At 68.6% G+C, this 26,568-nt stretch carries 20 protein-coding genes; 8 read left to right on the top strand and 12 right to left on the bottom strand.

The window, feature by feature from the left end:
* Positions 1-90 precede the first annotated feature (90 nt).
* The gene (locus A5773_RS11145; protein WP_066947122.1) at positions 91-537 is read left to right on the top strand and encodes a CD225/dispanin family protein; all 447 of its coding nucleotides are present in this window, start codon (positions 91-93) and stop codon (positions 535-537) included.
* 7 nt (positions 538-544) lie between these two features.
* On the opposite strand, the gene A5773_RS11140 is transcribed toward A5773_RS11145, so the two are convergent.
* The 5 genes from A5773_RS11140 to A5773_RS11120 all read right to left on the bottom strand — a co-directional run bounded on the left by A5773_RS11140 (position 545) and on the right by A5773_RS11120 (position 7,748).
* Positions 545-1,504: an enoyl-CoA hydratase/isomerase family protein gene (locus tag A5773_RS11140; RefSeq protein WP_067790922.1), complete on the bottom strand. Its 960-nt coding sequence runs from the start codon at positions 1,502-1,504 to the stop codon at positions 545-547.
* Between the two features lie 3 nt (positions 1,505-1,507).
* Entirely contained in the window at positions 1,508-3,025 is a 1,518-nt protein-coding gene (fadD4, locus tag A5773_RS11135; RefSeq protein WP_067790920.1) for a fatty-acid--CoA ligase FadD4, read from the bottom strand.
* Positions 3,026-3,101: 76 nt separating this feature from the next.
* On the bottom strand, positions 3,102-4,931 hold the full coding sequence (locus tag A5773_RS11130) for a phosphoenolpyruvate carboxykinase (GTP) (RefSeq protein WP_066947108.1): 1,830 nt from the start codon (positions 4,929-4,931) through the stop codon (positions 3,102-3,104).
* Positions 4,932-5,079: 148 nt separating this feature from the next.
* Positions 5,080-6,657, bottom strand: coding sequence for a hypothetical protein (locus A5773_RS11125; protein WP_067790931.1), 1,578 nt, complete (start codon positions 6,655-6,657; stop codon positions 5,080-5,082).
* Positions 6,654-7,748 (bottom strand): hypothetical protein, encoded by a 1,095-nt coding sequence (locus A5773_RS11120; RefSeq protein WP_067790917.1) that lies wholly within the window; start codon positions 7,746-7,748, stop codon positions 6,654-6,656. The genes A5773_RS11125 and A5773_RS11120 overlap by 4 nt, the downstream gene beginning before the upstream one ends.
* 170 nt (positions 7,749-7,918) lie before the next feature.
* Between A5773_RS11120 and trmB the strand changes: the two genes are divergently transcribed.
* The 3 genes from trmB to A5773_RS11105 are packed head-to-tail and all read left to right on the top strand — an operon-like array spanning position 7,919 to position 12,392.
* Positions 7,919-8,701 carry a tRNA (guanosine(46)-N7)-methyltransferase TrmB gene (gene trmB / locus A5773_RS11115; protein WP_067790915.1) on the top strand — a complete coding sequence of 261 codons (783 nt, stop codon included), beginning with the start codon at positions 7,919-7,921 and terminating at the stop codon, positions 8,699-8,701.
* A gap of 9 nt (positions 8,702-8,710) precedes the next feature.
* Positions 8,711-9,415, top strand: a complete 705-nt coding sequence (locus A5773_RS11110; RefSeq protein WP_066947642.1) for an NYN domain-containing protein — start codon at positions 8,711-8,713, stop codon at positions 9,413-9,415.
* 49 nt (positions 9,416-9,464) lie between these two features.
* On the top strand, positions 9,465-12,392 hold the full coding sequence (locus tag A5773_RS11105) for an MMPL family transporter (protein WP_066947092.1): 2,928 nt from the start codon (positions 9,465-9,467) through the stop codon (positions 12,390-12,392).
* Between the two features lie 3 nt (positions 12,393-12,395).
* On the opposite strand, the gene A5773_RS11100 is transcribed toward A5773_RS11105, so the two are convergent.
* On the bottom strand, positions 12,396-13,538 hold the full coding sequence (locus A5773_RS11100; RefSeq protein WP_066947089.1) for an AI-2E family transporter: 1,143 nt from the start codon (positions 13,536-13,538) through the stop codon (positions 12,396-12,398).
* A gap of 168 nt (positions 13,539-13,706) precedes the next feature.
* On the opposite strand from A5773_RS11100, the gene A5773_RS11095 reads away from it, so the two are divergent.
* The gene (locus A5773_RS11095) at positions 13,707-14,876 is read left to right on the top strand and encodes a TIGR00374 family protein (protein ID WP_067790913.1); all 1,170 of its coding nucleotides are present in this window, start codon (positions 13,707-13,709) and stop codon (positions 14,874-14,876) included.
* Here A5773_RS11095 and A5773_RS11090 read toward each other — a convergent pair.
* Positions 14,873-15,409: a hemophore gene (locus A5773_RS11090; RefSeq protein WP_067790911.1), complete on the bottom strand. Its 537-nt coding sequence runs from the start codon at positions 15,407-15,409 to the stop codon at positions 14,873-14,875. The genes A5773_RS11095 and A5773_RS11090 overlap by 4 nt on opposite strands.
* Positions 15,410-15,737: 328 nt before the next feature.
* Between A5773_RS11090 and A5773_RS11085 the strand changes: the two genes are divergently transcribed.
* A complete protein-coding gene (locus tag A5773_RS11085) occupies positions 15,738-18,782 on the top strand; it encodes an efflux RND transporter permease subunit (protein WP_066947082.1) in 3,045 nt (1,014 codons plus the stop codon).
* 59 nt (positions 18,783-18,841) lie between these two features.
* Positions 18,842-19,330, top strand: coding sequence for a hypothetical protein (locus tag A5773_RS11080; RefSeq protein WP_066947078.1), 489 nt, complete (start codon positions 18,842-18,844; stop codon positions 19,328-19,330).
* Here A5773_RS11080 and A5773_RS11075 read toward each other — a convergent pair whose 3' ends face one another.
* Positions 19,331-20,014 (bottom strand): hypothetical protein, encoded by a 684-nt coding sequence (locus A5773_RS11075; RefSeq protein ID WP_066947075.1) that lies wholly within the window; start codon positions 20,012-20,014, stop codon positions 19,331-19,333.
* On the bottom strand, positions 20,011-20,667 hold the full coding sequence (locus tag A5773_RS11070) for a hypothetical protein (RefSeq protein ID WP_066947072.1): 657 nt from the start codon (positions 20,665-20,667) through the stop codon (positions 20,011-20,013). The genes A5773_RS11075 and A5773_RS11070 overlap by 4 nt, the downstream gene beginning before the upstream one ends.
* 41 nt (positions 20,668-20,708) lie before the next feature.
* Here A5773_RS11070 and A5773_RS11065 point away from each other — a divergent pair, with 41 nt between their 5' ends.
* Positions 20,709-22,694: a M13 family metallopeptidase gene (locus A5773_RS11065; protein WP_066947068.1), complete on the top strand. Its 1,986-nt coding sequence runs from the start codon at positions 20,709-20,711 to the stop codon at positions 22,692-22,694.
* Here A5773_RS11065 and A5773_RS11060 read toward each other — a convergent pair.
* From A5773_RS11060 to A5773_RS11050, 3 genes are all read right to left on the bottom strand, one after another.
* Positions 22,678-24,924 carry a molybdopterin-dependent oxidoreductase gene (locus A5773_RS11060; RefSeq protein WP_067790909.1) on the bottom strand — a complete coding sequence of 749 codons (2,247 nt, stop codon included), beginning with the start codon at positions 24,922-24,924 and terminating at the stop codon, positions 22,678-22,680. The two genes, A5773_RS11065 and A5773_RS11060, sit on opposite strands and share 17 nt — an antisense overlap.
* Positions 24,921-25,502, bottom strand: coding sequence for a TetR/AcrR family transcriptional regulator (locus A5773_RS11055; protein ID WP_067790907.1), 582 nt, complete (start codon positions 25,500-25,502; stop codon positions 24,921-24,923). Before A5773_RS11055 ends, A5773_RS11060 begins: the two co-directional genes overlap by 4 nt.
* Before the next feature lie 146 nt (positions 25,503-25,648).
* A complete protein-coding gene (locus tag A5773_RS11050) occupies positions 25,649-26,515 on the bottom strand; it encodes a L,D-transpeptidase family protein (protein WP_067790929.1) in 867 nt (288 codons plus the stop codon).
* Between the last annotated feature and the right edge of the window lie 53 nt (positions 26,516-26,568).

Here is a 26,568-nt window from a genome sequence, read left to right as displayed (position 1 = left end):
TTGACGTCGGGGCGTGCTGTATTCTTGCCTGACTTCTCAGCAAAGCTGCACGGAATTAAAAGTTACTGCAACGAAAGAAAGTCGGCTGCCATGAGTTATCCCCCAGGGCCCTACGGCGAAGGCTCCCCGGAATGGCAGGGCCAGCAGCCGGAATGGCAGGGACAGCCGCCGCCTTGGCAGGGCCAGCAGCCGGGTTGGCCGGCCCAGCAACCGGGTTGGCAGCCACCGCAGCCGGGCTGGCAGGGCCAGCCTGAGCCGGAGAACTACCTCGTCTGGGCCATCCTGTGCACCGTGCTGTGCTGCCTGCCGATCGGAATCGTGTCGATCGTGTACTCCACCAAGGTGTCCGGGCTATGGGCCCAGGGCCGGTACGCCGAGGCGCAGGAGGCGGCCAACAACGCCAAGAAGTGGGCCATCATCGGCGCCGTGGTCGGTGCGGTGTTCGCCGTGATCATGGTGATCCTGTACGTCGCCATCGGCGTGATCGCCGTCTCGAACCTGCCGTCGACCACGACCACCACGTATTCGGGCTTCTGACAACGCTTTAGGCGTCAATAGCGTCGACCAAACCCCAGGCCAGCGCGGTGCCGGCGTCGATGGTGCGGCCGGACAGCACGAGATAGGCGGTGCGCCACCGGCCGATCCGGCGGGTGACGCTGAGCGTCCCGCCGGCGCCGGGGATCAGCCCCAGCTGAAGTTCGGGTAGCCCGAACACCGAATCCTCGTGCGCGGTCACCCATCCACAGAACGCCGCCATCTCCAGCCCGCTGCCCAGCACGCGGCCGTGCACCTCCGCCCTGCAGGCGCGGCCGAGCCGGGCGGTCAGCGCATCGAGTGCCAGGGCAGGGCTGTGCCGGGTGCGGGCCAGGTGCGCGCTCGCCGGGTCGGCGAAGGTACCGAATTCGGCGAGGTCACCACCGCTGCAGAACGACGGTCCGTTGCCGCTCAACACGATCCCGGTCACCGACGGATCGAGTTGCGCGACGGTCAGCGCCTCCAGCAGCGCGGCCCGGGCGTCGGTGGAAAAGGCGTTGTGGCGTTGCGGGCGGTTGAACGCGATGCGCAGCGTGTCGCCGTCGCGGCGGGTCCGCACCGGCTCGGCGATGTCGGGCAGCTCGGCCGGACCGCGTGCGTGCAGCCAGCGCGCGAACTCGGGACCCGCCTGCAGGGTCGAATAGGCAAGCGACTCGGTAACCACCGCCGACAGCGCGGGCCCACCCGGGTCGACCCCGCGCAACACGTCGTCACAGACATTGCTGGCCTGCGGCCAGTGCTGGCAGCGCGCGGTCAGCTCGGCCAGCGCGGCGGGCACCGAGTCGACGGTGACCACCCGGCGATCGTCGCAGCGGTCTTCGGTCAGCGTGAAAGTCGCCGCCTGAAGCCATGATTCGTGGCAGGCGAGGTCGGCGGCCGCGCCATGCGCCAGGATCACCCCCGGAGGGGCCGCGGTGCCGGGTTCGGGGCCGGCATCCGGGGGGCTCGACAGGTCCAGCACCCGGAGCATGGGTCACACCGAGTATTTCTCGATCAGCCCGTTCTTGTAGAGCTTGCCGGTGTCGGTGCGCGGCAGCTGCGCCTCGAACGCGATCGAGCGCGGACACTTGTAGTGCGCCAGGCGATCTCGCAACCATGCCAACAGCTCGTCGGCGAATTCGTCCGTGGCGTCCGCCGGGTCGACGGTCTGCACGGCCGCCAACACCCGTTGCCCCATCTCGTCGTCGGGAACGCCGAACACCGCCGCGTCCAACACCTTCGGGTGGGTGACTAAAAGATTCTCGGTTTCCTGCGGGTAGATGTTCACCCCGCCCGAGATGATCATGTGGTGGCGCCGATCGGTGAGGTAGAGATAGCCCTCGTCGTCGACGTAACCGATGTCGCCGACCGTCGTCCACCCGCGCTTGTCCCGGGACGCAGCGGTTTTCGCGTCGTCGTTGAGATATTCGAAGCTGTAGCCGCCCGCGAAGTAGATCTCGCCCGGATGGCCCGGCGGCAGCTCGTTGCCGTTCTCGTCCAGAATGTGGATCTCGCACGCCATCGGCTTGCCGACCGAGCCCGGATGCGCCAGCCATTCCTCGGCGCTGATCAGCGTCGACCCGATCGCCTCGGAGGAGGCGTAGTACTCGTCGATGATCGGCCCCCACCAGTCCATCATCCGCTTCTTGATCTCCACCGGGCACGGCGCCGCCGCGTGCATGACCCGCTGCAGGCTGGACAGGTCGTACGAATTACGCACCGCCTCGGGCAGTTTCAGCATCCGGGTGAACATCGCCGGGACGAACTGCCCGTGCGTGACACGGTGCCGCTGAATGGCGTCGAGGCAGCCTTCGGGATCGAATTTCTCCAGCACCACGGTGGTGACCCCGCCCGCCTGCGCGCTCATCGACCACACCGACGGCGCGGTGTGATAGAGCGGCGCCGGGCTCAGATAGATCGAATCCGGGTTCATCCAGAAGCTGACCAGGGCCGACATCATGCCGGGCGCCTCGGACGGCGGCACGTGTGGCAGTTCGCGTTTGATGCCCTTAGGCCGGCCGGTGGTGCCCGACGAATACTGCAGCAGGTCGCCTTCGCGTTCGTCGTCGATCGGGGTGTCCGGCTCGCCCGCAACGCATTCGGGGTAACGCTGCCAGCCCTCGAGATCGTCATCCGCGATCAGCAGCAACCCGGGCAGGCCGGCCGGCAAATGCTCGGCCAGGTTCTCGCACGTCTTCCGCAGCGCCGCCGAGCCGATGATCGCCTTGGCGGCGCTGTTGTCGACGATGTAGGCGGCCTCGGCGGCGGTCAGGTGGGTATTGATCGGGACGTAGTAGAGACCGCTGCGCCGCGCCGCCCACATGACCGCGTGCATGTGTTCGTTGTTCTCCATCAGGATCGCGACGGCGTCGCCCTCGACGAGGCCGGCCCGCCGGAAAAAGTGCGCCAGCCGGTTGGCCCGCGCCTCCAGCTCGTCGAAGGTGATGACCGTCCCGGACGGGTGGAGAATGACGGCGGGCTTGCCGGCGCCGAGGTGCTCGCGAATCTGCATGGGCAGACTGTACCGCCGAAAAACTTGACGGGTGTCAAGTGGTCATGGCCGACGGTCCGATCGACCCGATCGGCGCCTAGTCGGCGTCGGCCAGGCGCTGCTTGAGCGCCTCGAACTCGTCCTTGACGCCGGTGGGCAGCTTGTCGCCGACAAACTCGAACCACTCTTCGATCAGCGGAAGCTCCTGGCGCCACTCGTCGGTGTTGACCGCGAGCGCCTTGGCGACGTCTTCGGGCTCGACGTCGAGGCCGTCCAGGTCCAGGTCCGCGGCGGTCGGCACGATGCCGATCGCGGTGTCCTGGCCGCCGGCCTGGTGTTCGATGCGGTCGACGATCCACTTCAGCACGCGGCTGTTCTCGCCGAAGCCCGGCCACAGGAACTCGCCCTGGTCGCCGCGGCGGAACCAGTTGACGAAGAACACCTTCGGCATCTTGGACTCGTCGGAGTTCTTGCCGAGGTCGAGCCAGTGCTGGAAGTAGTCACCGACGTGGTAGCCGAGGAACGGCAGCATGGCCATCGGGTCGCGGCGCACCGTGCCGACCTTGCCTTCGGCGGCGGCGGTCTGCTCGCTGCCCATGGTGGCGCCCATGAACACGCCGTGCTGCCAGTCGCGGGCCTGCGTCACCAGTGGCACCGTGGTCTTGCGACGAGCGCCGAACAGAATGCCCGAGATCGGCACGCCCTGCGGGTCGTCCCACTCCGGCGCGAGGATGGGGCATTGCGACATCGGCGTGCAGTAGCGCGAGTTCGGGTGGGCGGCTTTGGTTTCCGTCTCGCGGATGTACCAGTCGTTGCCCTTCCAGTCGATCAGGTGATCCGGCTCGCCCTCCAGGCCTTCCCACCACACCTCATCGTCGTCGGTGAGCGCGACGTTGGTGAAGACGGTGTTGCCCGCGGCGATGGTGCGCATGGCGTTGGGGTTGGACTTCCAGTTGGTGCCCGGCGCCACCCCGAAGAAACCGAACTCGGGGTTGACCGCGTACAGCCGGCCGTCCTTGCCGAACCGCATCCAGGCGATGTCGTCGCCCAGGGTCTCGGCGCGCCAGCCCGGGATGGTGGGCTGCAGCATCGCGAGGTTGGTCTTGCCGCACGCCGACGGGAAGGCCGCGGCGAAGTAGTACGCCTTGTTCTCCGGGGAGATCAGCTTGAGGATCAGCATGTGCTCGGCCAGCCAGCCCTCGTCGTGGGCCATCGCCGACGCGATGCGCAGCGAGTAGCACTTCTTACCCAGCAGCGCGTTGCCGCCGTAGCCGGAGCCGTAGCTCCAGATCTCGCGGGTCTCCGGGAAGTGGGTGATGTACTTGGTGTCATTGCAGGGCCACGGCACGTCCTGCTGGCCGGGCTCCAGCGGCGCACCCACCGAGTGCAGCGCCTTGACGAAGAACCCGTCGTCGCCGATCTTTTCCAGGGCCGCCTTGCCCATCCGGGTCATCGTGCGCATGGACACGACGACGTACTCGGAGTCGGTGATCTCCACGCCCAGCTTGGGGTCCTCCGCGCCGAGCGGGCCCATGCAGAACGGCACCACGTACATGGTGCGGCCGCGCATGCAGCCGCGGTACAGGTCGGTCATCAGGGCCCGCATCTCGGCCGGTTCCATCCAGTTGTTGGTGGGGCCGGCGTCGATCTCGCGCTCGGAGCAGATGAAGGTCCGCGACTCCACCCGTGCCACGTCGGACGGGTCGGACAACGCCAGGTAGGAATTCGGGTGCTTCTTCTCGTTCAGCTTCGTGAACGTGCCCGCCTCGACCAGCTGACCGGCGAGCCGATCGAACTCTTCGGCGGACCCGTCGGTGAACACCACGCGCTCGGGCTGCGTCAGCTCGGCGACCTCCCGTACCCACGACAGCAGCCCCTGATGCTTCGTGGGTGCGGTGTCCAATCCGGGAATGGTCGCTGAGGTCATCGAAGTCTCCTGAATTCTTCTGCGTACTCGGGCTGCTTTTGGTGCCTATCGCATATGCGGTCGCCCACACAACGGTTGACATGGTGGCGTTAACTACAGGTTATCGTGAGCACCTTGTCGGGGAAGTCTCGGGCAGGTATAAGCCTTCTCACAACAACGATTCAGAAGATCCGTCAGAATCTCCATCGCCGCTCCTAGAAGCCGGTTTTTCGGTTGCCTCGATTTCTTCGCCCGATTTGCCCTCGGACGCTTCATCGGCGGCTGGAGATATACCCGCTTCACCCAGTTCCGCACGTATGACGTCCAGGGCCGCCAACACCGTCGGCAGCTCCCGCTCCCGGGCGGCGGCGGCCCGCGACGCGGCCATGGCATGCGCGCGCAGCTCGCGGTCGATGGCGCTGACCTGGTCGCTCACCTCGGCGTTCTCCACCTCGTCCTGGGCCAGGACCGCCTTGCTGAGTACCGACTCGGCCACCAGGACGCGGGTCGCCACCAGCTCCTCCGCCACCGATCGCAGCGAGGAGGTCACCTCGCCCGCCCAGCGGTCCAGCAGCGCCCGGTCGCGCAGCAGGCTACGGATATTGACCACCAGGAGGGTGACCGCCAGCCCGATCGCCACGCACGTCACCGCCGCGACGACGGACAGCGCGGGACTGAGCCGAGCGGCCGGCCCGCTCAGCAACCGGCTCAGGGTCAGCGCCACGCCCAGGCCGAACCCGGCGCCCAGCAGCATCATCAGCCAGGTCTCGTGCCGCCGCGATTTCAGCGGGGGCGGAGGGATATCGACCGTCGGCAGCTCCTCGACTGCCGGCAGGGTCGTCGCGACCCCCACCACGTGCGCGACATCAGCGAGGTGGCTGGCGGTGCCCTCGTTCACTTCGGCGACCACCTCGTCCAGCCGGCCACGCGTGTGCGCCTCGAAGCCGGGCATGTGGCGCCGGGACAATCCCGCGGCGTCTTCCTGCAGCTCGCGGCGCACCGACGAGCAACGATTGCGCGCGAAGTGGGACAGCTGCACCCGCGCCTGCTGAATCTGACCGCGCAACGTGATGGTGCGCTCGGTCTTCGCCTCGCGCCGCTGCCGCAGCGCCGTGCTGCGCTCGTCGCGCAACGCGTCGACCCGTGCCCGCCGCCCGGCGCCGTCGGCGTCGCGGTCGAACCGCTGCACGACGGTCTTGAGCCGGAACTCCCACGCCCGCAGCCGGTTTCGGCGCGCGAGCTCGGAGTCGGCCAATCGCGTCGACAGTGTCTGCACCAAATCGTCGACGTCCTGCTCGCCGAGGTCGGGCAAGGCGGCCGCTCCCACCCAGGGCACGCCGCGGTAACGCGGCGCGTGCGCGGCCAACGTTTCGCGGTTGGCGGCCAGCACGTCGCGCCAGGCGCGATGCACGTCGACCTTGGACACCACTCCGACCACCACATCGGTGTGCGCGGCGGCGGCGTCCAGCAGCGCACAGTCGGACTGCGTGAGGTGGGCCGCGGCCGAGACGACGAACACCACAGCCGTCGGCGCCTCGCCCGGGCCCAGGTCCACCGACTCGACGAACTTGTGCTCCGGCAGCCGCTCGCGCAGCGCCGCGGCCACCGCGGTCACCCCGGCCATCCACGGCCCGGTCACCAGCACCACGTCACGGCGGTGGATGGCGGGCGCATTCAGCTCCGGACCGATGCTCGCCACCAGCGCGTCGACTCGAGCGACCGGATCGTCGTGCTTGTCGGCGCTCATCGCCACTCCGCCTGCGGCTCCCCGGGCAGCGACCCGCACGCCTGCGACCACAGCCGCATCGATCCCCTGGCGATGTCGGCCCCGCAAGCGCGGTGCAGCTCGCTCGCCGACGCCCGGCTGTAGCGCTGCCACCGCACCGCGCGGGGCAGGTGCGCGGACGGGTCGCGGTCCCAGTCAGCCGGTTCCCCGTGGTCCGGGCCCAGCCCGGCCGACTCCGCCAGGTCGACGGCGGCCGCCATCCGGGCCACCACCGTGTCGTCGTGCGACAGGAATCCGCTAATCGTCTCCGCGGATTCGTCCAAGCCGACCGCCAGCGCCTCCAATTCCGCGACGGCGTCCAGCACCCGCTGGTAGCGCACTTCGGCGCCGGCGATCGCAATCTGGGACAGCACGGCGTCGACACCGCTCGTCCGGCGCAGCAGGGCCCGCACCTGCGCGGCCGTCCTGCCCTGCCGGACCGCGGCAACGCCGAGCGCGATGCCGAATAGGTCCAGGGTGTTGAGCAGGCGCAGCCGCACGTCGGCCGGCACCGGATTGTCCGCCGACATGAACCCGGCGAACGAGCCGTCGAGGGAGGTGGCCACCCCGGGGTGCGCGGCCAGCGTCCGCAGCGCCGCCCACAGCGGGGCGTCCAGGTCGTCGACCTCGGCGACGGCGAGCAGGCCGGCCATCGGCACCGTGGGCACGCCCGCGAGTTCGGCAAGCTCCGCGCACCGCGTTCGCGCTGCCGCGATCGGCCCGTCCCCGCGGGCGAGGGACCCGGCCAGGTCGGCTTTGTTCAGCACCGCCAACACCGGGCGCCCGGCGGCGCCGATCGCGTCGATGTCTTCCGGTTTGACGACCTCGGTGGTCACGTACACGACGACGTCGACTTCGCGACCGCCGGCGGTCGTCACCGAGATCCCCGCGGCGGCTCCGGCGCGGTCCAGCGCCCGCGCCACCGTGACGCACCCGACGCCACGGCGTCCCCGGACCAGCGCGCGCAGGGGCGCGGCCGTTCGCTCGGCGATGGCCGTCACGCGAGGGTCGGCGTGGCCGGCGGCGAATCGCGCCAGCTCGTCGACGAAATCTTGGTGTCCTTGTCCGCTCATCGTCCCCTCATGTCCTGCGTTCGGTTCGATGGATCCGACCCGGGGGCCGGTCGGGTCCCACCGAATGGTGGCACTTGCGTCACTTTGATGCGAGCCACCGTTTGACTGTTACCAGCCGAAGGCAACTGTTGGGTATCAATCTGGACCAGGGGCGGCTACATCACTCGGTTATGGGCCACCATGGACAAATGCATGCGCAACCCCGGGCGGGAGCTTTCCCCGACGCGCCTGAGGAGGAGTCGGACGACCGTCGCGGCCAGCGCTACCTTCCGGCATCGAGCTTTCGCTCCCGACGATCCGCCCTTTCCGACGCCCAGCGGCAAACCTGGGAGCGGCTGTGGCCGGAGCTTGGCCTATCCCTGGACGCCCCGGGCGAGGGCGGCGGGGATCCGCGGCTGGACACCCGCGCATGGTTTGGCCGCCAGGCGCCGCTGGTGCTCGAAATCGGTTGCGGCAGCGGCATATCCACGCTGGCGATGGCCAAGGATGAGCCGGATGTCGATGTGATCGCGGTGGAAATTTACAAACGCGGGCTCGCGCAACTGCTGTGCGCGATCGACCGCGACGGGGTCGGCAACATCCGCTTGATCCGCGGCAACGGGGTCGAGGTGCTGCAGCGGCTGATCCCGTCCGGTTCGCTGACCGGGGTGCGCGTGTTCTTTCCCGATCCCTGGCCCAAGGCCCGTCACCACAAGCGCCGGTTTCTGCAACCGGGCACGGTTGGCCTCATCGCCGACCGGTTACTCCCTGGTGGTGTCCTGCACGCCGCGACGGACCATCCCGGGTACGCCGAACATATCGGCGCGCTCGGCGACGCCGAGCCGCGGCTGCGTCGCGCCGATGCCGGCAGCCGGCTGCCGATCTCGGTGGCGCGGCCCACCACGAAATACGAGACGAAGGCCCACGAGGCGGGCAGCGCCGTGACCGAATTCATCTGGCTACGACATGAGTAGGCGATGACCATGAGCCTGGCGGAAGAACAGACCGCGGCAGCTGAACCTTTGCCGGCGTTGCCCGATGATGCGCTCGGAAGCTTCTCACCGCCGGGCGGACGCGTTTTGCTGGTCTGGGACGCGCCCAACCTCGACATGGGACTCGGGTCGATCCTGGGGCGACGCCCCACCGCCCTGGAGCGTCCGCGGTTCGACGCCCTCGGGCGTTGGTTGCTGGGCCGCACGGCAGAGATCAGTGCCGGCCGCCCGGGCGTCGTGGTCGAACCCGAGGCCACCGTCTTCACCAACATCGCGCCCGCCAGCGCCGAGGTCGTGCGGCCCTGGGTGGACGCCCTGCGCAACGTGGGATTCGCGGTGTTCGCCAAACCGAAGATCGACGAGGACAGCGACGTCGACCGCGACATGCTCGCCCACATCGAACTGCGACGCAGCGAAGGGCTGGCGGCGCTGGTGGTGGCTTCCGCCGACGGCCAGGCCTTTCGTCAACCGCTGGAGGAGATAGCACGCTCCGGGGTCACGGTTCAAGTCATCGGATTTCGCGAACATGCGAGTTGGGCGCTAGCGTCGGATACCTTGGACTTTGTCGACCTGGAAGACATCAGCGGTGTGTTCCGGGAGCCCTTGCCGCGAATCGGCCTAGATTCGCTGCCTGACCAGGGAGCATGGCTGCAGCCGTTCCGGCCGCTGTCCGCTCTGTTGACCGCGCGTGTGTGACACTGGAAAACCGATGCGCGGGTCGTTAACGATCCAGTAAGGAGCTTGCGTGTTCGCCTGGTGGGGTCGAACTGTGTACCGCTACCGGTACATCGTTATCGGGGTCACGGTAGCTCTGTGCCTCCTCGGCGGCGTCTTCGGGGTCAGCCTCGGCAAGCATGTCACCCAGAGCGGCTTCTACGACGACGGCAGCCAATCGGTCAAGGCCTCGGTGCTGGGCGACAAGACCTACGGCCGGGACCGGACCAGCCACGTGGTGGCCACCTTTACGGCTCCCAACGGCCAGACGGTCGATGACACGGCGTGGCGGGACAAGGTCGTCGGCGAGCTCAACAAGTTCAAGACCGACCATCCCGACCAGGTCGTCGGCTGGGCCGGCTGGCTGGCGGCACCGGACAGCACGAACCCGGTCATCAAGGGAATGGTCAGCGATGACAAGAAGCACACCTTCGTGTCCATCCCGCTCAAGGGCGACGACGACGACAGCATTCTCAATAATTACAAGGCCATCGCGCCGGGTCTGCAGAAGCTCAACGGCGGCGCGGTGGAACTCGCCGGCCTGGAGCCGATCGCCAACGCCCTGACCGGCACCATCGCGACCGACCAGCGTCGCATGGAGGTCCTTGCGGTGCCGCTGGTGGCCGTCGTGCTGTTCCTGGTGTTCGGCGGCGCCATCGCGGCCGGACTACCGGCCATCGTCGGCGGCCTGAGCATCGCCGGCTCGCTCGGGATCCTGCGCCTGGTCGCCGTGTTCGGCCCGGTGCACTTCTTCGCGCAACCGGTGGTGTCCCTGATCGGCCTGGGTATCGCCATCGACTACGGACTCTTCGTGGTGAGCCGGTTCCGAGAGGAGATCGCCGAGGGCTACGACACCGAGGCCGCGGTGCGAAGAACCGTGATGACGGCCGGGCGCACCGTGACGTTCTCGGCGGTGCTGATCATCGCGTCCAGCGCCAGCCTGCTGGTGCTGCCGCAGGGCTTCGTGCATTCGCTGACCTATGCGATCTTCGCCGCGGTGGGCCTTGCCGCGTTGCTATCGATCACGTTCCTGCCGGCCTGCCTGGGCATCCTGGGCCGCCACGTCGACGCGCTCGGCGTGCGGACCGCGTTCCGGGTGCCGTTCCTGCGGAACTGGAAGTGGTCGCGCGCCTACCTGAACTGGCTCGCCGACCGGCTGCAGAAGACCAAGACCCGCGAAGAGGTCGAGGCCGGCTTCTGGGGCAAGCTGGTCAACTGGGTGATGAAGCGACCGCTGGCGTTCGCCATCCCGATCGCCGTCGGCATGATCTTGCTGGTCATCCCGCTGGGCAACCTGTCGTTCGGCGGCATGAGCGAAAAGTATTTGCCGCCAAACAATTCGGTGCGCCTGGCGCAGGAACACTTCGACAAGCAATTCCCCGGCTACCGGACCGAACAGTTGACCATGGTGATCCAGAGCACCAATGGCAGCAAGGTGACCGACCAGCAGGTGGCCGACATCCGCAACCGGATTTCCTCGATCGGCGGGTTCACCGACAAGCAGTGGCAGGAGCGGCCGTGTCCGGCCATCGCCGGCAACCCTTGCGTCGCCGGCCCCAATGGGACGACCGTGCCCAAGGACGGCTCGGTGCGGGTGATCCAGAACGGCCTGCTCAACAAGAACGATGCCGCCAAGAAGATCGCCGAACTGCGGGCCGTGAACCCCCCGAAGGGGCTCAACCTCTATGTCGGCGGCACGCCCGCCCTAGAACAGGACAGCATTCACAGCCTGTTCGATAAGGCTCCGCTGATGCTGGTGCTGCTGCTGGGCGCGACCATGCTGTTGATGTTCCTGGCGTTCGGGTCGGTGGTGTTGCCGGTCAAGGCCGCGGTGATGAGCGCGTTGACGCTCGGATCCACGATGGGCATCCTGACCTGGATCTTCGTCGACGGGCACCTATCGGGCGTGCTGAACTTCACGCCGACCCCGCTGATGGTGGTGGTGATCGCGCTCGTGGTCGCCGTCGGGTTCGGTCTGGCCACCGACTACGAGGTGTTCCTGGTCTCGCGCATGGTCGAGGCGCGCGAACGTGGCATGTCGACCGCCGAGGCCATCCGGATCGGCACCGCGACGACCGGTCGCCTGATCACGGCCGCCGCGCTCGTGCTCGCGGTGGTCGCCGGTTCCTTCGTGTTCTCCGACCTGGTGCTGATGAAATACCTGGCGTTCGGCCTGATGGCGGCGCTGTTGCTGGACGCCACCGTGGTCCGGATGTTCCTGGTGCCGTCGGTGATGAAACTGCTCGGCGACGACTGCTGGTGGGCCCCGCGCTGGGCGAGGCGCCTGCAAAACAAGATCGGGCTGGGCGAGATCGACCTTCCCGACGAGCGCAAGCGGCCGACCCTCAACGGGCGGCCCGCGCGACCCCCGGTGGCGGCTAGCCTGGTCGCGGCCGCGCCGCGCCAGCCGCACGACCCCACCCACCCCGCGGCCCTCGAGCCGTCACGCGCAACCCGTCCGGGGCCGGCCGAACCCAAGCCCGGCACGGAAGTGCCCGCGGGCGCGGCGATGCGCCCCGCGGCGCCCCCGTCCGATGCCGCCAACACCACGCGGCTGCAGACCCGCCCGGGTGCGCCGACGGAGGCCAAGACGACGCGCCTCTCGGTGCCCAACGCCGCTCCCGCCAGCCCAGCGCACCACCCGGCCCACGAGCGGCCGGCCAACGCCGCCCCGCCGGCGCGACCTCCCGCCCCTGGGCCGGCCGCGCCGCCGGCACCACCGTCCGGCGGCGAAACCCGGGCGATCCCGGTGCCCCCCAACCGTTCTGACGACACGGGCGACGCCGTCGAACCCACCACCGCCTTCCCGTCCGCGCGGCCGGAGGGCGACGAAGCCGACGCCGCCACGGAGAAGCTGAACCCCCGCGGACAGGCCGATAACGGCGACGCGCGCCAGCGCCGGCGTTCGGGCGGCGGCTTGTCCGCCCAGGATCTGCTGCGCCGCGAGGGTCGGCTGTAGGCCTTAGTCGGCCTTTGCGGGTTCGTCCGGTTCGGCCTGCAGGATGCTGCCCTCGTCGGCCTCTTCGGTCTGCTTCTCGGCTTCGGCGGCCGGATCCGGGGCGAGCAGCACCTGCATCGCGTTGTTGAGGAACGCGACCGTCGGCACGGCCAGCAGCGCACCGACGATCCCGGCGAGCACGCCACCGGCGGAGATGGCCAACACCACCCCGAGCGGGTGAATCGAGACGGCGCGGCCCATCACCAGCGGCTGCAGCACATGGGCCTCGAGCTGGTTCACCGCGATCAGCAGACCCAGGGTAATCAGCGCGTACACAACGCCTTTGGCCAGCAGGGCGACCACCACGGCCAGCAGACCCGAGATCAACGCACCGACGAGCGGGATGAAGGCCCCCAGGAACACCAGGGACGCCAGCGGCAGCGCGAGCGGGATGCCCATGATCGCAAGGCCCGTGCCCACCCCGGCCGCGTCGGTCAGGGCCACCAGAAAGGTGGCCCGCACATACCCGGTCAGCGATCCGTAGCCGGCGCGGCCCGCCTCGCTCACCCGGTCCCGGACGTCGGCCGGGAAGATCTTGACCACGTATGCCCAGATGTTGCGGCCGCCGTAGAGGAAGAAGATCAACGTGAACAGCACCAACACCGCCGCGGTGACCAGCTCGGTGATGGTGGCCGCGGTCGACAGGGCACCGCTTTCCAGCTTGGCCTGGTTGTTGCGCAACGCCTCGATCGCGGCGTTGCCCGCGTTGTCGATCTGTTCGCTGCGCAGGTGCGCGGGCCCGTGGATCAGCCAGCGCCGGGTGGACTCGATGCTGCGGGTCACCTGCTCGGTCAGGCCGGGCACACCGTCGATGAACTGGATGACGACGAACGCCAGGATGCCGCCCAGTATCGCGAAGCCGCCCAGCAACACCATCGCCACCGCGCCGCCGCGGGGCAGGCCCCGCCGATCCAGCCAGTCCACCACCGGCAGCAGCAGCGCGCTGACCAGCAAAGCCACCAGCACCGGCACGACGATGATCTCGAGCTTTTTCACCACCCAGAGCAGGGCGACGACCGCGACGAGGATCACCAGCAAACGCCAGGCCCAGGCTGCGGTCTTGCGGACGAGCGGTTCGACCGAAGCGTCGTCGGTGTTTGCCGGCATTGGGTGAGCCTATCCGGCGCGGGGCACCGCCAAACGTGGCAGACCCGTCCGCAACGTGGGCCCGACGCGGCCACCCCGGCACGATCCGGTTACGACCCCGGAACTTCCACGACACGGTCGGCGACGCGCGGCGATCCCCGCGCCACCTGCACCGTTACCCTAAATCACGTGTCGCACGACGCACCCGCCCGCAATCTCGACTTCCCGCGCGAAGAGGCCCCGCGCGGGAAGTACTGGTGGCTGCGGTGGGTCATCCTCGGGATCGTCGCCATCGTGCTTGCCGCGGAGGTCGCCCTGGGCTGGCATCAGCTGGCCAAGGCGTGGATGAGCCTCTACGAGGCGAACTGGTGGTGGCTGCTGGCGGCGGTGGTGGCGTCGGCCGCGTCGATGCATAGCTTCGCGCAAATCCAGCGCACCCTGCTGCGGTCGGCCGGCGTGCACGTCAAACAATTGCGATCCGAAGCCGCCATTTATGCCGCCAACTCGCTGAGCACCACGCTGCCCGGAGGGCCGGTGCTTTCCGCCACGTTTTTGCTTCGGCAGCAACGGCTTTGGGGCGCCTCGACGGTGATCGCGTCGTGGCAGCTGGTGATGGGTGGCGTCCTGCAGGCCGTCGGTCTTGCGCTGCTGGGGCTGGGCGGGGCGTTCTTTCTCGGTGCGAAGAACAACCCGTTCTCGTTGCTGTTCACCCTCGGCGGCTTCGTCGCGTTGCTGATTCTCGCCCAGGCCGTCGCGTCACGGCCGGAGCTGATCGACGGCATCGGCTGCCGGGTGTTGTCCTGGGTCAACTCCGTCCGCGGGCGGCCCGCCGACACCGGCCTGGACAGATGGCGCCAGACCCTGATGCAGCTGGAATCGGTGAGCCTGGGCCGTCGCGACATGGGGGTGGCGTTCGGTTGGTCGATGTTCAACTGGGTCGCCGACGTGGCGTGCCTCGGCTTCGCGGCGTACGCCGCCGGGGACCACGCGTCGGTCGCCGGGCTCACGGTGGCCTACGCGGCCGCCCGCGCCGTCGGCACCATACCGCTGATGCCGGGCGGGTTGTTGGTGGTGGAGGCGGTGCTGGTGCCCGGGCTGGTGTCCAGCGGCATGTCGCTGCCCAACGCGATCTCGGCCATGCTGATCTACCGGCTGATCAGCTGGTTGCTGATGTCCGCAATCGGGTGGGTGGTGTTCTTCTTCGTGTTCCGCACGGAGAACGTCGCCGTCCCGGACGACGAGGAGCCCGTGCCCGACACCGAACCGACCCCGCCGCAGAACCAGCCCACCAACGATCCGACCGAGACCGCGCTGCAGGGCCCGTTGCCGCCCGATCGCAGCCCGGAAACCGGGAACTAGCCGGCGGTGTTGCCGCGCGGCGGGCCCGACAGCGTGTTGGCCGGCGCCGGTGCGACGGGGCCGGTGGCCGGCGTGCCGGCCAGCGGTGACGCCCCCGCCGCATTACCCGGCAGGGCGGGCAGCCCGCCGGCGGCGCCCTGCGCCTGCTGCATCATGCCCATCGCCTGGGTGGGCGAGATCGGCAACTTGCACTGCAGCGACAGGTTGGTCAGGGGCTGGGCGATCGACGTCATGTCGCCGGCCACCTTGGGGTTGGCCTCGAAGTAGGACTTCAGCCCGGTCATCGACTGCGGGCCCGCCTGCTGCTGCAGCATCGAGGTCATCTTCTGGTTGGTCTCGGGATGCGAGTCCAGGTAGTCCCCCATCGACTTGGAGACCGAACCGATCGTCCGGGCGACTTCGCTGGCCGAGCACGGGTCGGTAGCGCCCGTGGCCGGCGGCCCCGCCAGGACCGCGAGGGCGGCGCACGGCAGGGTGGCGGCGATCAGCCCGGCGAAGATTCTGCGGCGCCCGGTCGCGGTGCCTCTCGTCATGGAAACTCCTTAGTGTTTGCGACGTCGCACGCAGCATCGACACCTCGCAAACGGCTGCAATGGACGGCCTCATCGATAGCGGAACTCCCCAGGGCTCCGCGGGCCATCCGACATCCTGCCATCGCCGGCGGCACCCCTGCCAGCCCGAGCGCGGCCCTGTGGGGAAAGTCCCGCCGGTCACCGGCTCACAACGGCTTGGCAGCGTCTTGGCAACAACGCCGTCGTTGCAGCTCAGGAACTAGAAAGCTCACATCATCCACAGGTCGCTGCGGTATTCTCGCCAACACGCGTTACGCGATACACGGGGAGTGACGAAATCCAGCAGTTAATGATGCGCCTCAGCCGCAGCCTGCGTAAGTACCGCTGGTTGGTCTTCACCGGCTGGTTGCTGGCTTTGGTTCCGGCGGTCTATCTGGCCTTGACGCAGTCGGGGAATCTGACCGGCGGCGGTTTCGAGGTGGCCGGCTCGCAGTCGCTGCTCGTCCACGATCAGCTCGAGGAGCTGTACCACGACCAGGGGTCGTCGTCGCTCGCCCTGGTGGCGGCCCCGCGCCCGGACGCCAGCTACTCGGACATCAACGACGCGGTCGCGCTGCTGAGGCAAACCGCCGCCGAGGTTCCCGGCGTCTCGGAGGTGCCCAACCCCACCCAGCGGCCACCGCAACCCGACCGACCGTACGTGCTTTCGCTGCGGCTGGATTCGCGGAACACCAGCGACGTCGCCAAACAGCTGCGCAAGAAGGTCGGCGTCAACGGCGACCAGCCCGGCCAGACCGCGGACGGGCGGGTGCGGCTGTACGTGATCGGCCAGGGCGCGCTCTCCGCCGCCGCGGCGCAGAACACCAAGCACGACATCGCCGCCGCCGAGCGCTGGAACCTGCCGGTGATCCTCATCGTCCTGCTCGCGGTGTTCGGCTCGCTGGCCGCCGCGGCCATCCCGCTTGCGCTCGGCGTCTGCACGGTCGTGGTCACCATGGGCCTGGTCTACCTGCTGTCGGCCTACACGACCATGTCGGTGTTCGTGACCTCGACGGTCTCCATGTTCGGCATCGCCCTCGCCGTGGACTATTCGCTGTTCATCTTGATGCGTTTCCGCGAGGAGCTGCGGTCCGGCCGCGAGCCGCGTGAGGCCGTCGATGCCGCGATGGCCACCTCGGGGCTGGCCGTGGTGCTGTCCGGGATGACCGTCGTCGCCTCGCTCACCGGGATCTACGTGATCAACACCCCGGCGCTGAAGTCGATGGCCACCGGCGCCATTCTGGCCGTCGCGGTCGCGATGCTGACGTCGACCACGCTGACCCCCGCGGCCCTGGCGACGTTCGGACGCTCGGCCGCCAAGCGATCGGCATTCCTGCATTGGTCGCGCGGGCCGGAGGGTGCCCAATCCCGGTTCTGGAACCGCTGGATCGGCTGGGTGATGCGCCGGCCGTGGATATCGGCGCTGGCCGCCTCGCTGGTCCTGCTCGTCATGGCCGCACCGGCCTCCTCGATGGTGTTGGGCAACAGCCTGCTGCGCCAGTTCGACTCGTCGCACGAAATCCGCGCCGGGGTGGGCGCGGCGGCCCAGGCCCTGGGCCCCGGCGCGCTCGGCCCGATTCGGGTGCTCGTCACCTTCCCGGACGGCGGGGCCGCCTCGCCCGAACACAGCCAGACCATCAGCGCGATCCGGCAGCGGATGACGCAGGCCCCGAACATCGTCTCGGTGGCGCCGCCGCAATTCGCCGAGGACAACGGCAGCACCCTGCTGTCCGCGGTGTTGTCGGTCGACCCCGAGGACATGCGCGCCCGCGAGACCGTCGGCTGGATGCGCGCGCAGCTGCCCAAGGTGCCCGACCGGGGAACCGCACGAGTGGACGTCGGCGGCCCGACCGCGCTGATCAAGGACTTCGACGACCAGGTGTCCAAGACCGAGCCGCTGGTGCTGGCCATCGTGGCGCTCATCGCGTTCGTGATGCTGCTGCTCTCGGTCCACTCGGTGTTCCTGGCGCTCAAGGGCGTGCTGATGACCCTGCTGTCGGTCGCGGCCGCCTACGGCAGCCTGGTGATGGTGTTCCAGTGGGGCTGGCTGAAGGACCTCGGGTTCGCCCAGATCAGCTCGATCGACAGCACGGTCCCCCCGCTGGTGCTCGCGATGACCTTCGGGTTGTCGATGGACTACGAGATCTTCCTGCTGACCCGCATCAGGGAACGCTTCCTGCATTCCGGCAACACCCGCGACGCCGTCGCGTACGGCGTGAGCACCAGCGCCCGCACCATCACCAGCGCGGCGCTGATCATGATCGCCGTCTTCATCGGCTTCGCGTTCGCCGGCATGCCGCTGGTGGCCGAGATCGGCGTGGCGTGTGCGGTGGCGATCGCCGTGGACGCGACCGTGGTGCGGCTGGTCTTGGTGCCGGCGCTGATGGCGATGTTCGCGCAGTGGAACTGGTGGATCCCGCCGTGGCTGTCGCGCGTGCTGCCGTCGGTCGACTTCGACCGGCCGCTGCCGGAGGTCGATCTCGGCGACGTCGTGGTCATTCCCGACGACATATCGGCGCTGACGGCGCCCAACGCCGACCTGCGGATGGTGCTCAAGTCGGCGGCCAAGCTCAAGCACCTGGCGCCCGACGCCATCTGCGTGACCGATCCGCTGGCGTTCACCGGCTGCGGGCGCAGCGCCAGGGAGCGGCAGGCCGCGCAGCTGCGGGGACCGGACCAGGATCGCGGCCGTGACCCCGGCCAGATTCCCCACCAGGTCAACATCGACGACGAGAAGGCGGGCGTCGCGGTGGGCGCCGCCGACCGCAGGACCGGCAGCAACGGTCACACCAACGGCACGGCCAAGAAGCTCGTCGGTGGCCTGACGTCACGCAACGGCATCGCCAAGGCGATCGTGGGGTCGGACCGGCCCGTCCACCCGGTCACGTTGTGGCGAGGGCGGCTTTCGGTCGCCATCGACGCACTGGAGAGCGAGACCGACACCGCGGACCGGCCGGTGTACGAACGCCGCAGCCCGGTGGAAACCACCCACGTTCAGCTGCCCACCGGCGACCGGCTGCTGGTCCCGACCGGCGCCGAGACGCTGCGGCTGAAGGGGTACCTCATCATGTGCCGTAACAGTCGCCGCGATTACGCCGACTTTGCCGATATGGTTGAAACGTTGGAGCCCGAGACCGCCGCTGTGGTGCTGGCCGGCATGGACAGGTATTACTGTTGTCAGTCGCCCAGGCGGGAATGGATCGCCACCCAGTTGGTGCGTCGCCTCGCTGATCCGGATCCCTGTGATTTAAACGACGAGCAGGGGTCGTCCGAGGCCGACGCCCACCCGGACTGGGAGGAGATCAGGCAGCGCTGCCTGTCGGTGGCCGTAGCGATGCTGGAGGAGGCGAGGTGACGTTGGCACCTGACCGACGCTCCACACTGCCGTCCCACCGGCCGGGCCCCGATCCGCACATGCGCGAGGGCGGCGCCGGCGGTGGATCTCGCAGTGGACCTGTTCAAGACGCCGACCAGCCGGTGGAGTTCTGGCCGACGTCCGCCATTCGCGCCGCGCTGCAAGGCGGCGACATCGCCACCTGGAAGCGTATCGCCGCGGCTTTGAAGCGCGATCCGTTCGGGCGCACCGCCCGCCAGGTCGAAGAGGTGCTCGAAGGCACCCGCCCCTACGGCATCTCCAAAGCGCTGTGGGAAGTGCTGGAACGCGCCCGCACCCACCTGGAGGCCAACGAACGGGCCGAGGTGGCCCGCCACGTGCGGCTGCTCATCGACCGATCGGGCCTGGCCGAGCAGGAATTCGCCTCCCGCATCGGGGTGACCGCCGAGGAGCTCATCGCCTACCTGGACGGCAGCACCAGCCCGTCGGCCGCGCTGATGATCCGGATGCGCCGACTGTCGGACCGGTTCGTCAAGGTGAAGTCGACGCGCTCGGCGGACTCCAACTGATCACCTGATCGGCAGCACGTCCGATACCAGCCACGCGTCGCCGTGCTTGGTCAGCGCCACCCGCAGCGCGGGCGCCGACCGGCTGGCGGGCTGGCCCGGAGCGTTCTGGGTGACCCGCAGGATCACCGCCACACTGGCGGCCGATGGCCCGAGGGCCTCGACCCCGGCCGCCAGCGTCGCGGCCTGAGCGGTGACGTTGTGCTGGGCCAGCTCGGCGCTGGTCTTCGTGTACTGCTCTTTGAACGCGGCGGCGTGGTCGGGGACGATCAACGCCGTGGCGCGGTCGATGGAGCTGTTCGGGTCGGCGGGGGTGAACGACGCCATCGCCTCCGCCATGCCCGTGGCGACCCGAACCACGTCGCGGGAGTCGTCCTTGAACTCGCGGTCCGAGCGCGTCCAGTGCGTGTATCCGGTGACCACCGCGGCCACCAGCGCGGCCGTGCAGAGCAAGACGACGGCCAATCGCAGGCCCGGCGCGTCGTCATCGGTACCGACGCTGACCGAATCACGGCGCAGCAGCCAAAAATTGACCAATACACCCTCGACGATCAACAGCACCAGCACCGAGCACGCCGAAACCCACCACAGCGGCCAACTCAGAATCAGGCCGATCGCCAGCAACCCCGCGATCGCGGCCACCGGGGCCAGGATGTCGAACGCGAGCAGGCGCCACAAATTTCTCATCGGATCGATTCCAGTCCCGAGATCATCAGCTTGCCGTCCACGTTGACGACGTCGAGCCGCAGGTTCCAGTGCACCGTCTGCGGTTTCGCTCCGGCGTTCTCGCTGACCGACGTCGCGACCAGCATGACCGAATCCAGGCGGCTCGCGAAGGGCGGCAACTTGGTGGTGACCACGGGCCGGGAAACGCCGGGCTGGGTGTCCAGGTCGTGGCGCACGGCCTCGACCGCCACCGCGTCGATGCGCCCGGCGCTCTTGGACTGCAGCTTCTCCACCACCTGCCGGTAGGGCTGCATGGCGGCGTCGAAGTCGGTGTTGAGTTCGCCGACCGTCCCGTCGTGCAGGTGTTGCAGGCTGGAGTCGACGTTGCCGCTGTTCATGTTGATCAGCACGCCCGTCCAGTCGGCGGCGGTTTGCATGACGCGGGTGAGGTAGCGGCGTTCACCCGTGTCGTCGCGATGCCCGGACCAGAGGAAGAACCCGAACACGATCGCGGCCACCGACAGCACGCCCAGGACGGCCGACGCGATGCCGTACGGGGAGAACATCGGGCCGTCGGCGACCTCGGATTCGTCGTCGAGGGCTTCGTCGGGTTCGGCGAGGTCTGCCTCTTCCGTTTCCTGGATTGCTGGCTCGGTGCGCTCGCCGTCGGACATGGCCCGATCGTCGCACCCGACAAAGATGGAAGGATGGCGGGGTGACTGTAGAGGCCATTCGCTCGGGGATCGACCTGAGCCATGTCGACGCCAACACCCGCCCCCAAGACGACCTGTTCGGTCATGTCAACGGCCGCTGGCTGGCCGATTACGAGATCCCGGCGGACCGGGCGACTGACGGCGCGTTCCGCCACCTTTACGACCGCGCCGAAGAACAGGTGCGCGACTTGATCATCGAGGCCAGCGAGACGGGCGCCCCGCCGGGCACCGATCAGCAACGCATCGGCGACCTCTACGCGAGCTTCCTCGACGAGGAGGCCGTCAAGCGCCGCGGCCTGCAACCGCTCCTCGACGAGCTGGCCACCATCGACGACGCCGCGGACCCGGACGCGTTGGCCGCGGCGGTGGGTGCGCTGCAGCGCACCGGAGTGGGCGGTGGCGTCGCGCTGTATATCGATACCGACGCCAAGAACTCGGCCCGGTATCTGGTGCATGTCACCCAGTCCGGCATCGGATTGCCCGACGAGTCCTACTTCCGCGAAGAGCGGCACGCCGAGGTGCTGGCGGCCTACCCCGGTCACATCGCGCGGATGTTTCACCTGGTGTACGGCGGGACCCCGGACGCGCACGCCGAGACCGCGGCCCGCATCGTGGCGCTGGAGGGCAAGCTGGCCGCCGCGCACTGGGACGTGGTCAAGCGGCGGGACGCCGAGCTCAGCTACAACCTGCGCACCTTCGCCGAGCTGCAGACCGAAGGGAAGGGCTTCGACTGGACCGGCTGGGTGAACGCGCTGGGCGCCACACCGCAGGACTTCGCGGAAACCATTCTGCGCCAACCCGATTACCTCACCGCCTTCGCCGCCCTGTGGTCCAGCGCCGACCTGGCGGACTGGAAGGATTGGGCCCGTTGGCGGTTGATCCGCGCCCGCGCGTCCTGGCTGACCGACGAGCTGGTCGCCGCGGATTTCGACTTCTATGGCCGCCTGCTCACCGGGGCAGAGCAGATCCGGGAACGCTGGAAGCGGGCGGTGTCGCTGGTGGAACACCTGATGGGCGATGCCGTCGGAAAGCTCTACGTGCAGCGGTATTTCCCGCCGGACGCCAAGGCCCGCATCGACGCGTTGGTGGAGAACTTGAAGGCGGCGTATCGGCTGTCCATCAACGAGCTGGACTGGATGACGCCGCAAACCCGGGAGCGTGCGCTGGCCAAGCTGGACAAGTTCGTCGCCAAGGTCGGCTACCCGGCCACGTGGCGGGACTACTCCAAGGTGGTGATCGACCGCACCGACCTCTACGGCAACTTCCAGCGCGGCTACGCGGTCAACCACGACCGCGAACTGGCCAAGCTGGGCGGCCCGGTCGACAAAGACGAGTGGTTCATGACTCCCCAGACGGTCAACGCCTATTACAACCCGGGGATGAACGAAATCGTTTTCCCGGCAGCAATTTTGCAGCCGCCGTTCTTCGACGCCGAGGCCGACGACGCCGCCAACTACGGCGGGATCGGCTCGGTGATCGGGCACGAGATCGGGCACGGTTTCGACGACCAAGGCGCGAAGTACGACGGGGACGGCAACCTGGTGGACTGGTGGACCGACGCCGACCGCGCCGAATTCGGCGCCCGCACCAAAGCGCTCATCGACCAGTACGACGCGTACACGCCCCGGGGGCTGGATGCCGGCCACCACGTGAACGGCGCATTCACCGTCGGCGAGAACATCGGTGACCTGGGCGGGTTGTCGATCGCCCTGCTGGCCTACCAGCTGTCCCTGAACGGCCGGCCCGCGCCCGTCATCGACGGTCTCACCGGAGTGCAACGGGTGTTTTACGGCTGGGCCCAGGTGTGGCGCACCAAATCCCGTCAGGCGGAAGCGATCCGGCGGTTGGCAACCGATCCGCACTCGCCGCCGGAGTTCCGCTGCAACGGCGTCATCCGCAACATGGACGCGTTCTACGACGCCTTCGAGGTGTCCGAGGACGACGGCTTGTTCCTCGAGCCGCAGCGCCGGGTCAGGATCTGGAACTGACGGGCACTCCCGCCGGCTCGATCCGGGCGGGCACGTGCTTGTGCCATGGCGTGCCGGCGTAGGGGTCGCGCCATTCCGTCGAGGTGAGTGCGTTCGGGGCGACGCCCGGGACCACGGTATGCCCGTCGCCGTCGACGTAGTCGAGCCCAAATCCGTTGGGCAGGGCCGCATGTCCGGCCAGCATGGTCTCGGTGATCTCGACGGTGGCCTCGGCACTGCCGGCCGCGGTGCTGATGCGGGCGCGGCCTCGGTCGACGAGTCCGAGCGCCTGGGCGTCCTCGACGCTGACGCGCAACGCCCCGTCCGCGTCGCGCTTGCGCCAGGAGGGGTCGCGGAAGATGTCGTTGGCGGTGTAGGCCCGGCGCTCGCCCACCGACAGCACGATCGGGAAATCCGGTGTGGTCAGCCGCGGCGGGGCCGCGGTCAGCGCACGCAAATCGTCGAGCATGGCGGGAATTTCGAGCGCGATCTTGTGGTCGGCGTGGCTGATCAAGGCGAAGTCGTCCTCGTAGTTGTGGACGGTGAACGTCACCCCGGACGGGGTGTCGAGGATCGCGTCGAACAGCGCGTTGCCGTCGGCGTGACCGGCCCGGCGCACCGCCTCGGGATAGGTCAGGGCGGCCTTCTGGGCGAGCCCCCACAGCGCGGCGGCGCCGCGCAGACCTTCCGGCAGCGTGGGCCCGAGCGTCTCGTAGAGGACGTAGGGAAGCAGCTTGGCGACGGTCGGGTTGGTTGCGGTGGCGGTGAGGAAGGCTTCGGTGTAGGCCGCTCGCCCGCGCCGGGCGGCTTCGGACAATGGCCGCAGATCCGCGTCGTCGACCATGCCCAGGGCGCGCACCAGCCGCGCCCAGATCTCCGGCTCGGGCAGCGTCCCCGGCAACGGTTCGAGCAACGGCCGGCGCAGCTGAAAAGCGTTGTGCGGGAACTCCAGATTGAAGAACGTGGCTTCCGGCTTCTCGAACTGGGAGGCCGCGGGCAGCACGTAGTGCGCGAGCCGGGCGGTCTCGGTCATCGCGACGTCGATGACGACCATCAGTTCCAGCGCCTGAAAGGCCTCCCGGCACGCGGCCGAGTTGGCCAGCGAATGCGCGGGATTGCTGCTCTCCACGATCATGGCCCGGAACCGGTCCGGGTGATCGGTCAGGATCTCCTCGGGCACGACGTTGCTGGGCACCAATCCGGAGATGATGGGGGCGCCGGTCACCGGCGTGCGCCCGGAGAACTGGCCGAACAGCGGCCCGAACGCCGAATGTAGATGCTGGCCACCCTTTTTCGCGAAGTTGCCGGTAAAGATCCACAGCAGCTTGTTCAGGTACGAGCAGAGCGTGCTGTTGGGCGCCTGCTGCACACCGAGGTCCTCGAACACCGATACGCTGGCCCCCGCGCCGATGCGCCGCGCCGCCGCGCGCAACAACTCCTCGTCCACCCCGCACCGTTGCGAGTACTCGGCCACCGGCACCTCGCGCAGCTCGGCGCGGACGGACTCGGCGCCGCGCACGTGTTCGGCCAGAAACTTTTCGTCACAGAGGTTTTCCTGGACGAGGACGGCCGCCAGCGCGGCCAGACACCACGCGTCGGTGCCGGGTTGCACTCGTAGATGGAAGTCGGACATCTTGGCGGTGTCGGTGACGACCGGATCGATGACGATCATCGACCGCTTCGGGTCCTTGGCGATCTCGTTGAGCACCACCCGGGCGCGGGGAAAGCTCTGCGACATCCACGGGTTCTTCCCGACGAACACCGACACTTCGGCGTGCTCGAATTCGCCTCGCGTGTGGCCGCCGTACAGCTGACCGTCGATCCAGGCTTCACCGGTCTTCTCCTGCGCCAAGGCATTTGACCGGTAGCGCGAACCGAGGGCTTTGAGGAACGCGCCGCTGTAGGCCCCGCCCAGGTGATTGCCCTGGCCGCCGCCGCCGTAGTAGAAGATCTTGTCCCCGCCGTAAGCGTCGCGGATGTGCTTGAAACCCTCGGCGATCTCGACAATCGCGGTGTCCCAGCCGATCTCCTCGAAGGTGCCGTCGGCACGCCGGCGCAGCGGAGAGGTCAATCGGGCGCCGCTGTTCTGATAGTGGTCCAGCCGCAAGGCTTTGTTGCAGGTGTAACCCTGCGACGCCGGGTGGGCCTTATCGCCCCTGATGCGGGCCAGCCGGCGATCTTCGACTTGGACGACGATGCCGCAGTTGCACTCGCACAGGATGCACGCCGTGGACTTCCATTCACCGGTCATCGCGGGACGCCCTTTCTGTTCGCCTCGGCCGACAGCAGGTCACGTAGCTGGCGGTGCACGACGTCGAGGGGGGTGAGGTCGCGGCGCACCCTGGCCAGCACGATCGCGCCCTCCAGCGCGCTGGTGGCCAGCATCGCCAGGTCGGCAGCCCGTGCGCGCGGGATGCCGTCGGCGATGAAGCGCTGCGCGATCAGGTCGGTCCAGCGGTCGAACACCGATGCCGCCCGTTCGACGACGGGCGCCATCCGCTCTTCCTCGCCGGCCTCCACGGAAACCGCGACCACGGGGCAGCCCGCGCGGAAGTCGCTGTCGAGCAGTTGGCGGCGATACTTCTCGATCAGGGTGTCCATCAGCTCAGGCCCGTTCTCGGCCTCGGCGATGATCGCGGCGACGTGCTCACCGGCGAAATCCACCGCCTCGCAAAGCAGTTGGGTTCGCCCGCCCGGGAAGTAGTGGTAGGCCGATCCGCGCGGCGCGCCGCTGTGCTCGAGGACGTCCGAGATCGCGGTCGCGTGCGCGCCCCGCTCCCTGATCAACAGCGCGGCGGAGATCACCATCCGCTCGCGTGGACTGCGCATCGCCGCTCCTTCGGGCCTGGCTTATGTATGATGCTATACATAATCCGCGGCCCGGCGAAAGCCCCAGCCGCTTGCACTCGCGAACAGACGCAAAATCGCCCAGTTCCGGGACGGAATGGGCGATTTTGCGTCTGCTGGGCTGAAGGCTAGTTGATCCAGTCGGCCGAGCCGTCGTTCTTCTTGTAGTTTCCGCCGCTGGAGTTCTTCACGATGATGGGATCACCCGGGCCGAAATTGTCGAAGAACCACTTGGCATTGGTGGGGCTGATGTTGATGCAGCCGTGGCTGACGTCGCGCTTGCCCTGATCGTCCACCGACCATGGCGCGCTGTGCACGTAGTCGCCGACATTGTCGAAGCGAACCGCGTCCTCCACCGTCACCTTGTAGCCGTAGGTCGAGTTGACCGGGACCCCGTAGGTCGAGGAGTCCATCACCACGGACGCCTTCTTGTCCTGCACGTAGTAGGTGCCATTGGGGGTCTGGTGATTACCGGACGTCATGCCCATCGACATCGGGAAGGTCTTCTCCACCGTGCCGTTGCGCGTAACGGTCAGCTGGTGGGTGGCGTCGTCGGCCGTCGCCACCAGCGTGTCGCCGGTCTGGAAGTTGGTCACCGTACCGCCGGCGTCGACGGTCACCGCGGTGTGCGCGGGCCAGAAGCTCAGCGGACGCCAGCGCAGCTGGGTCGGCGTCATCCAGTAGAACTTGCCCGGCACCGGCGGCACGGACGAGACGTGCACGGCGTTGATGGCCGCGCCGGCGTCCTCAACCGTTCCGGGGAAGTTGACGATGATCGGCTGGGCCACACCCACCGTCGAGCCGGTTTTCGGGACGAACGAGGGCGGCCCGAACGGCGGCGTGCCGGTGAAGGGGGCGGGATTCTGCCCGTCGGCCGAGGCCGCGGCCGGCTGTGCCACCGGGGGCATCCACGGCGGCGGAGGGGGTGGCGGCGCCTGCCCGTCGGGCGGAGGCGCGGGCGCGAACGGGTCGGGTGGCGGCGCGGAACTGCAGATACAGCCCGGTGTCGTAGCGGAACCCGAGCGCCCCGGGCGCCAGGTCAACTTTG

Source organism: Mycobacterium sp. 852014-52450_SCH5900713, from assembly GCF_001667075.1.
Classification (GTDB): domain Bacteria; phylum Actinomycetota; class Actinomycetes; order Mycobacteriales; family Mycobacteriaceae; genus Mycobacterium.
Note: the sequence above shows the minus strand (reverse complement) of the source record. Positions and strands in the feature narration are given on the sequence as shown.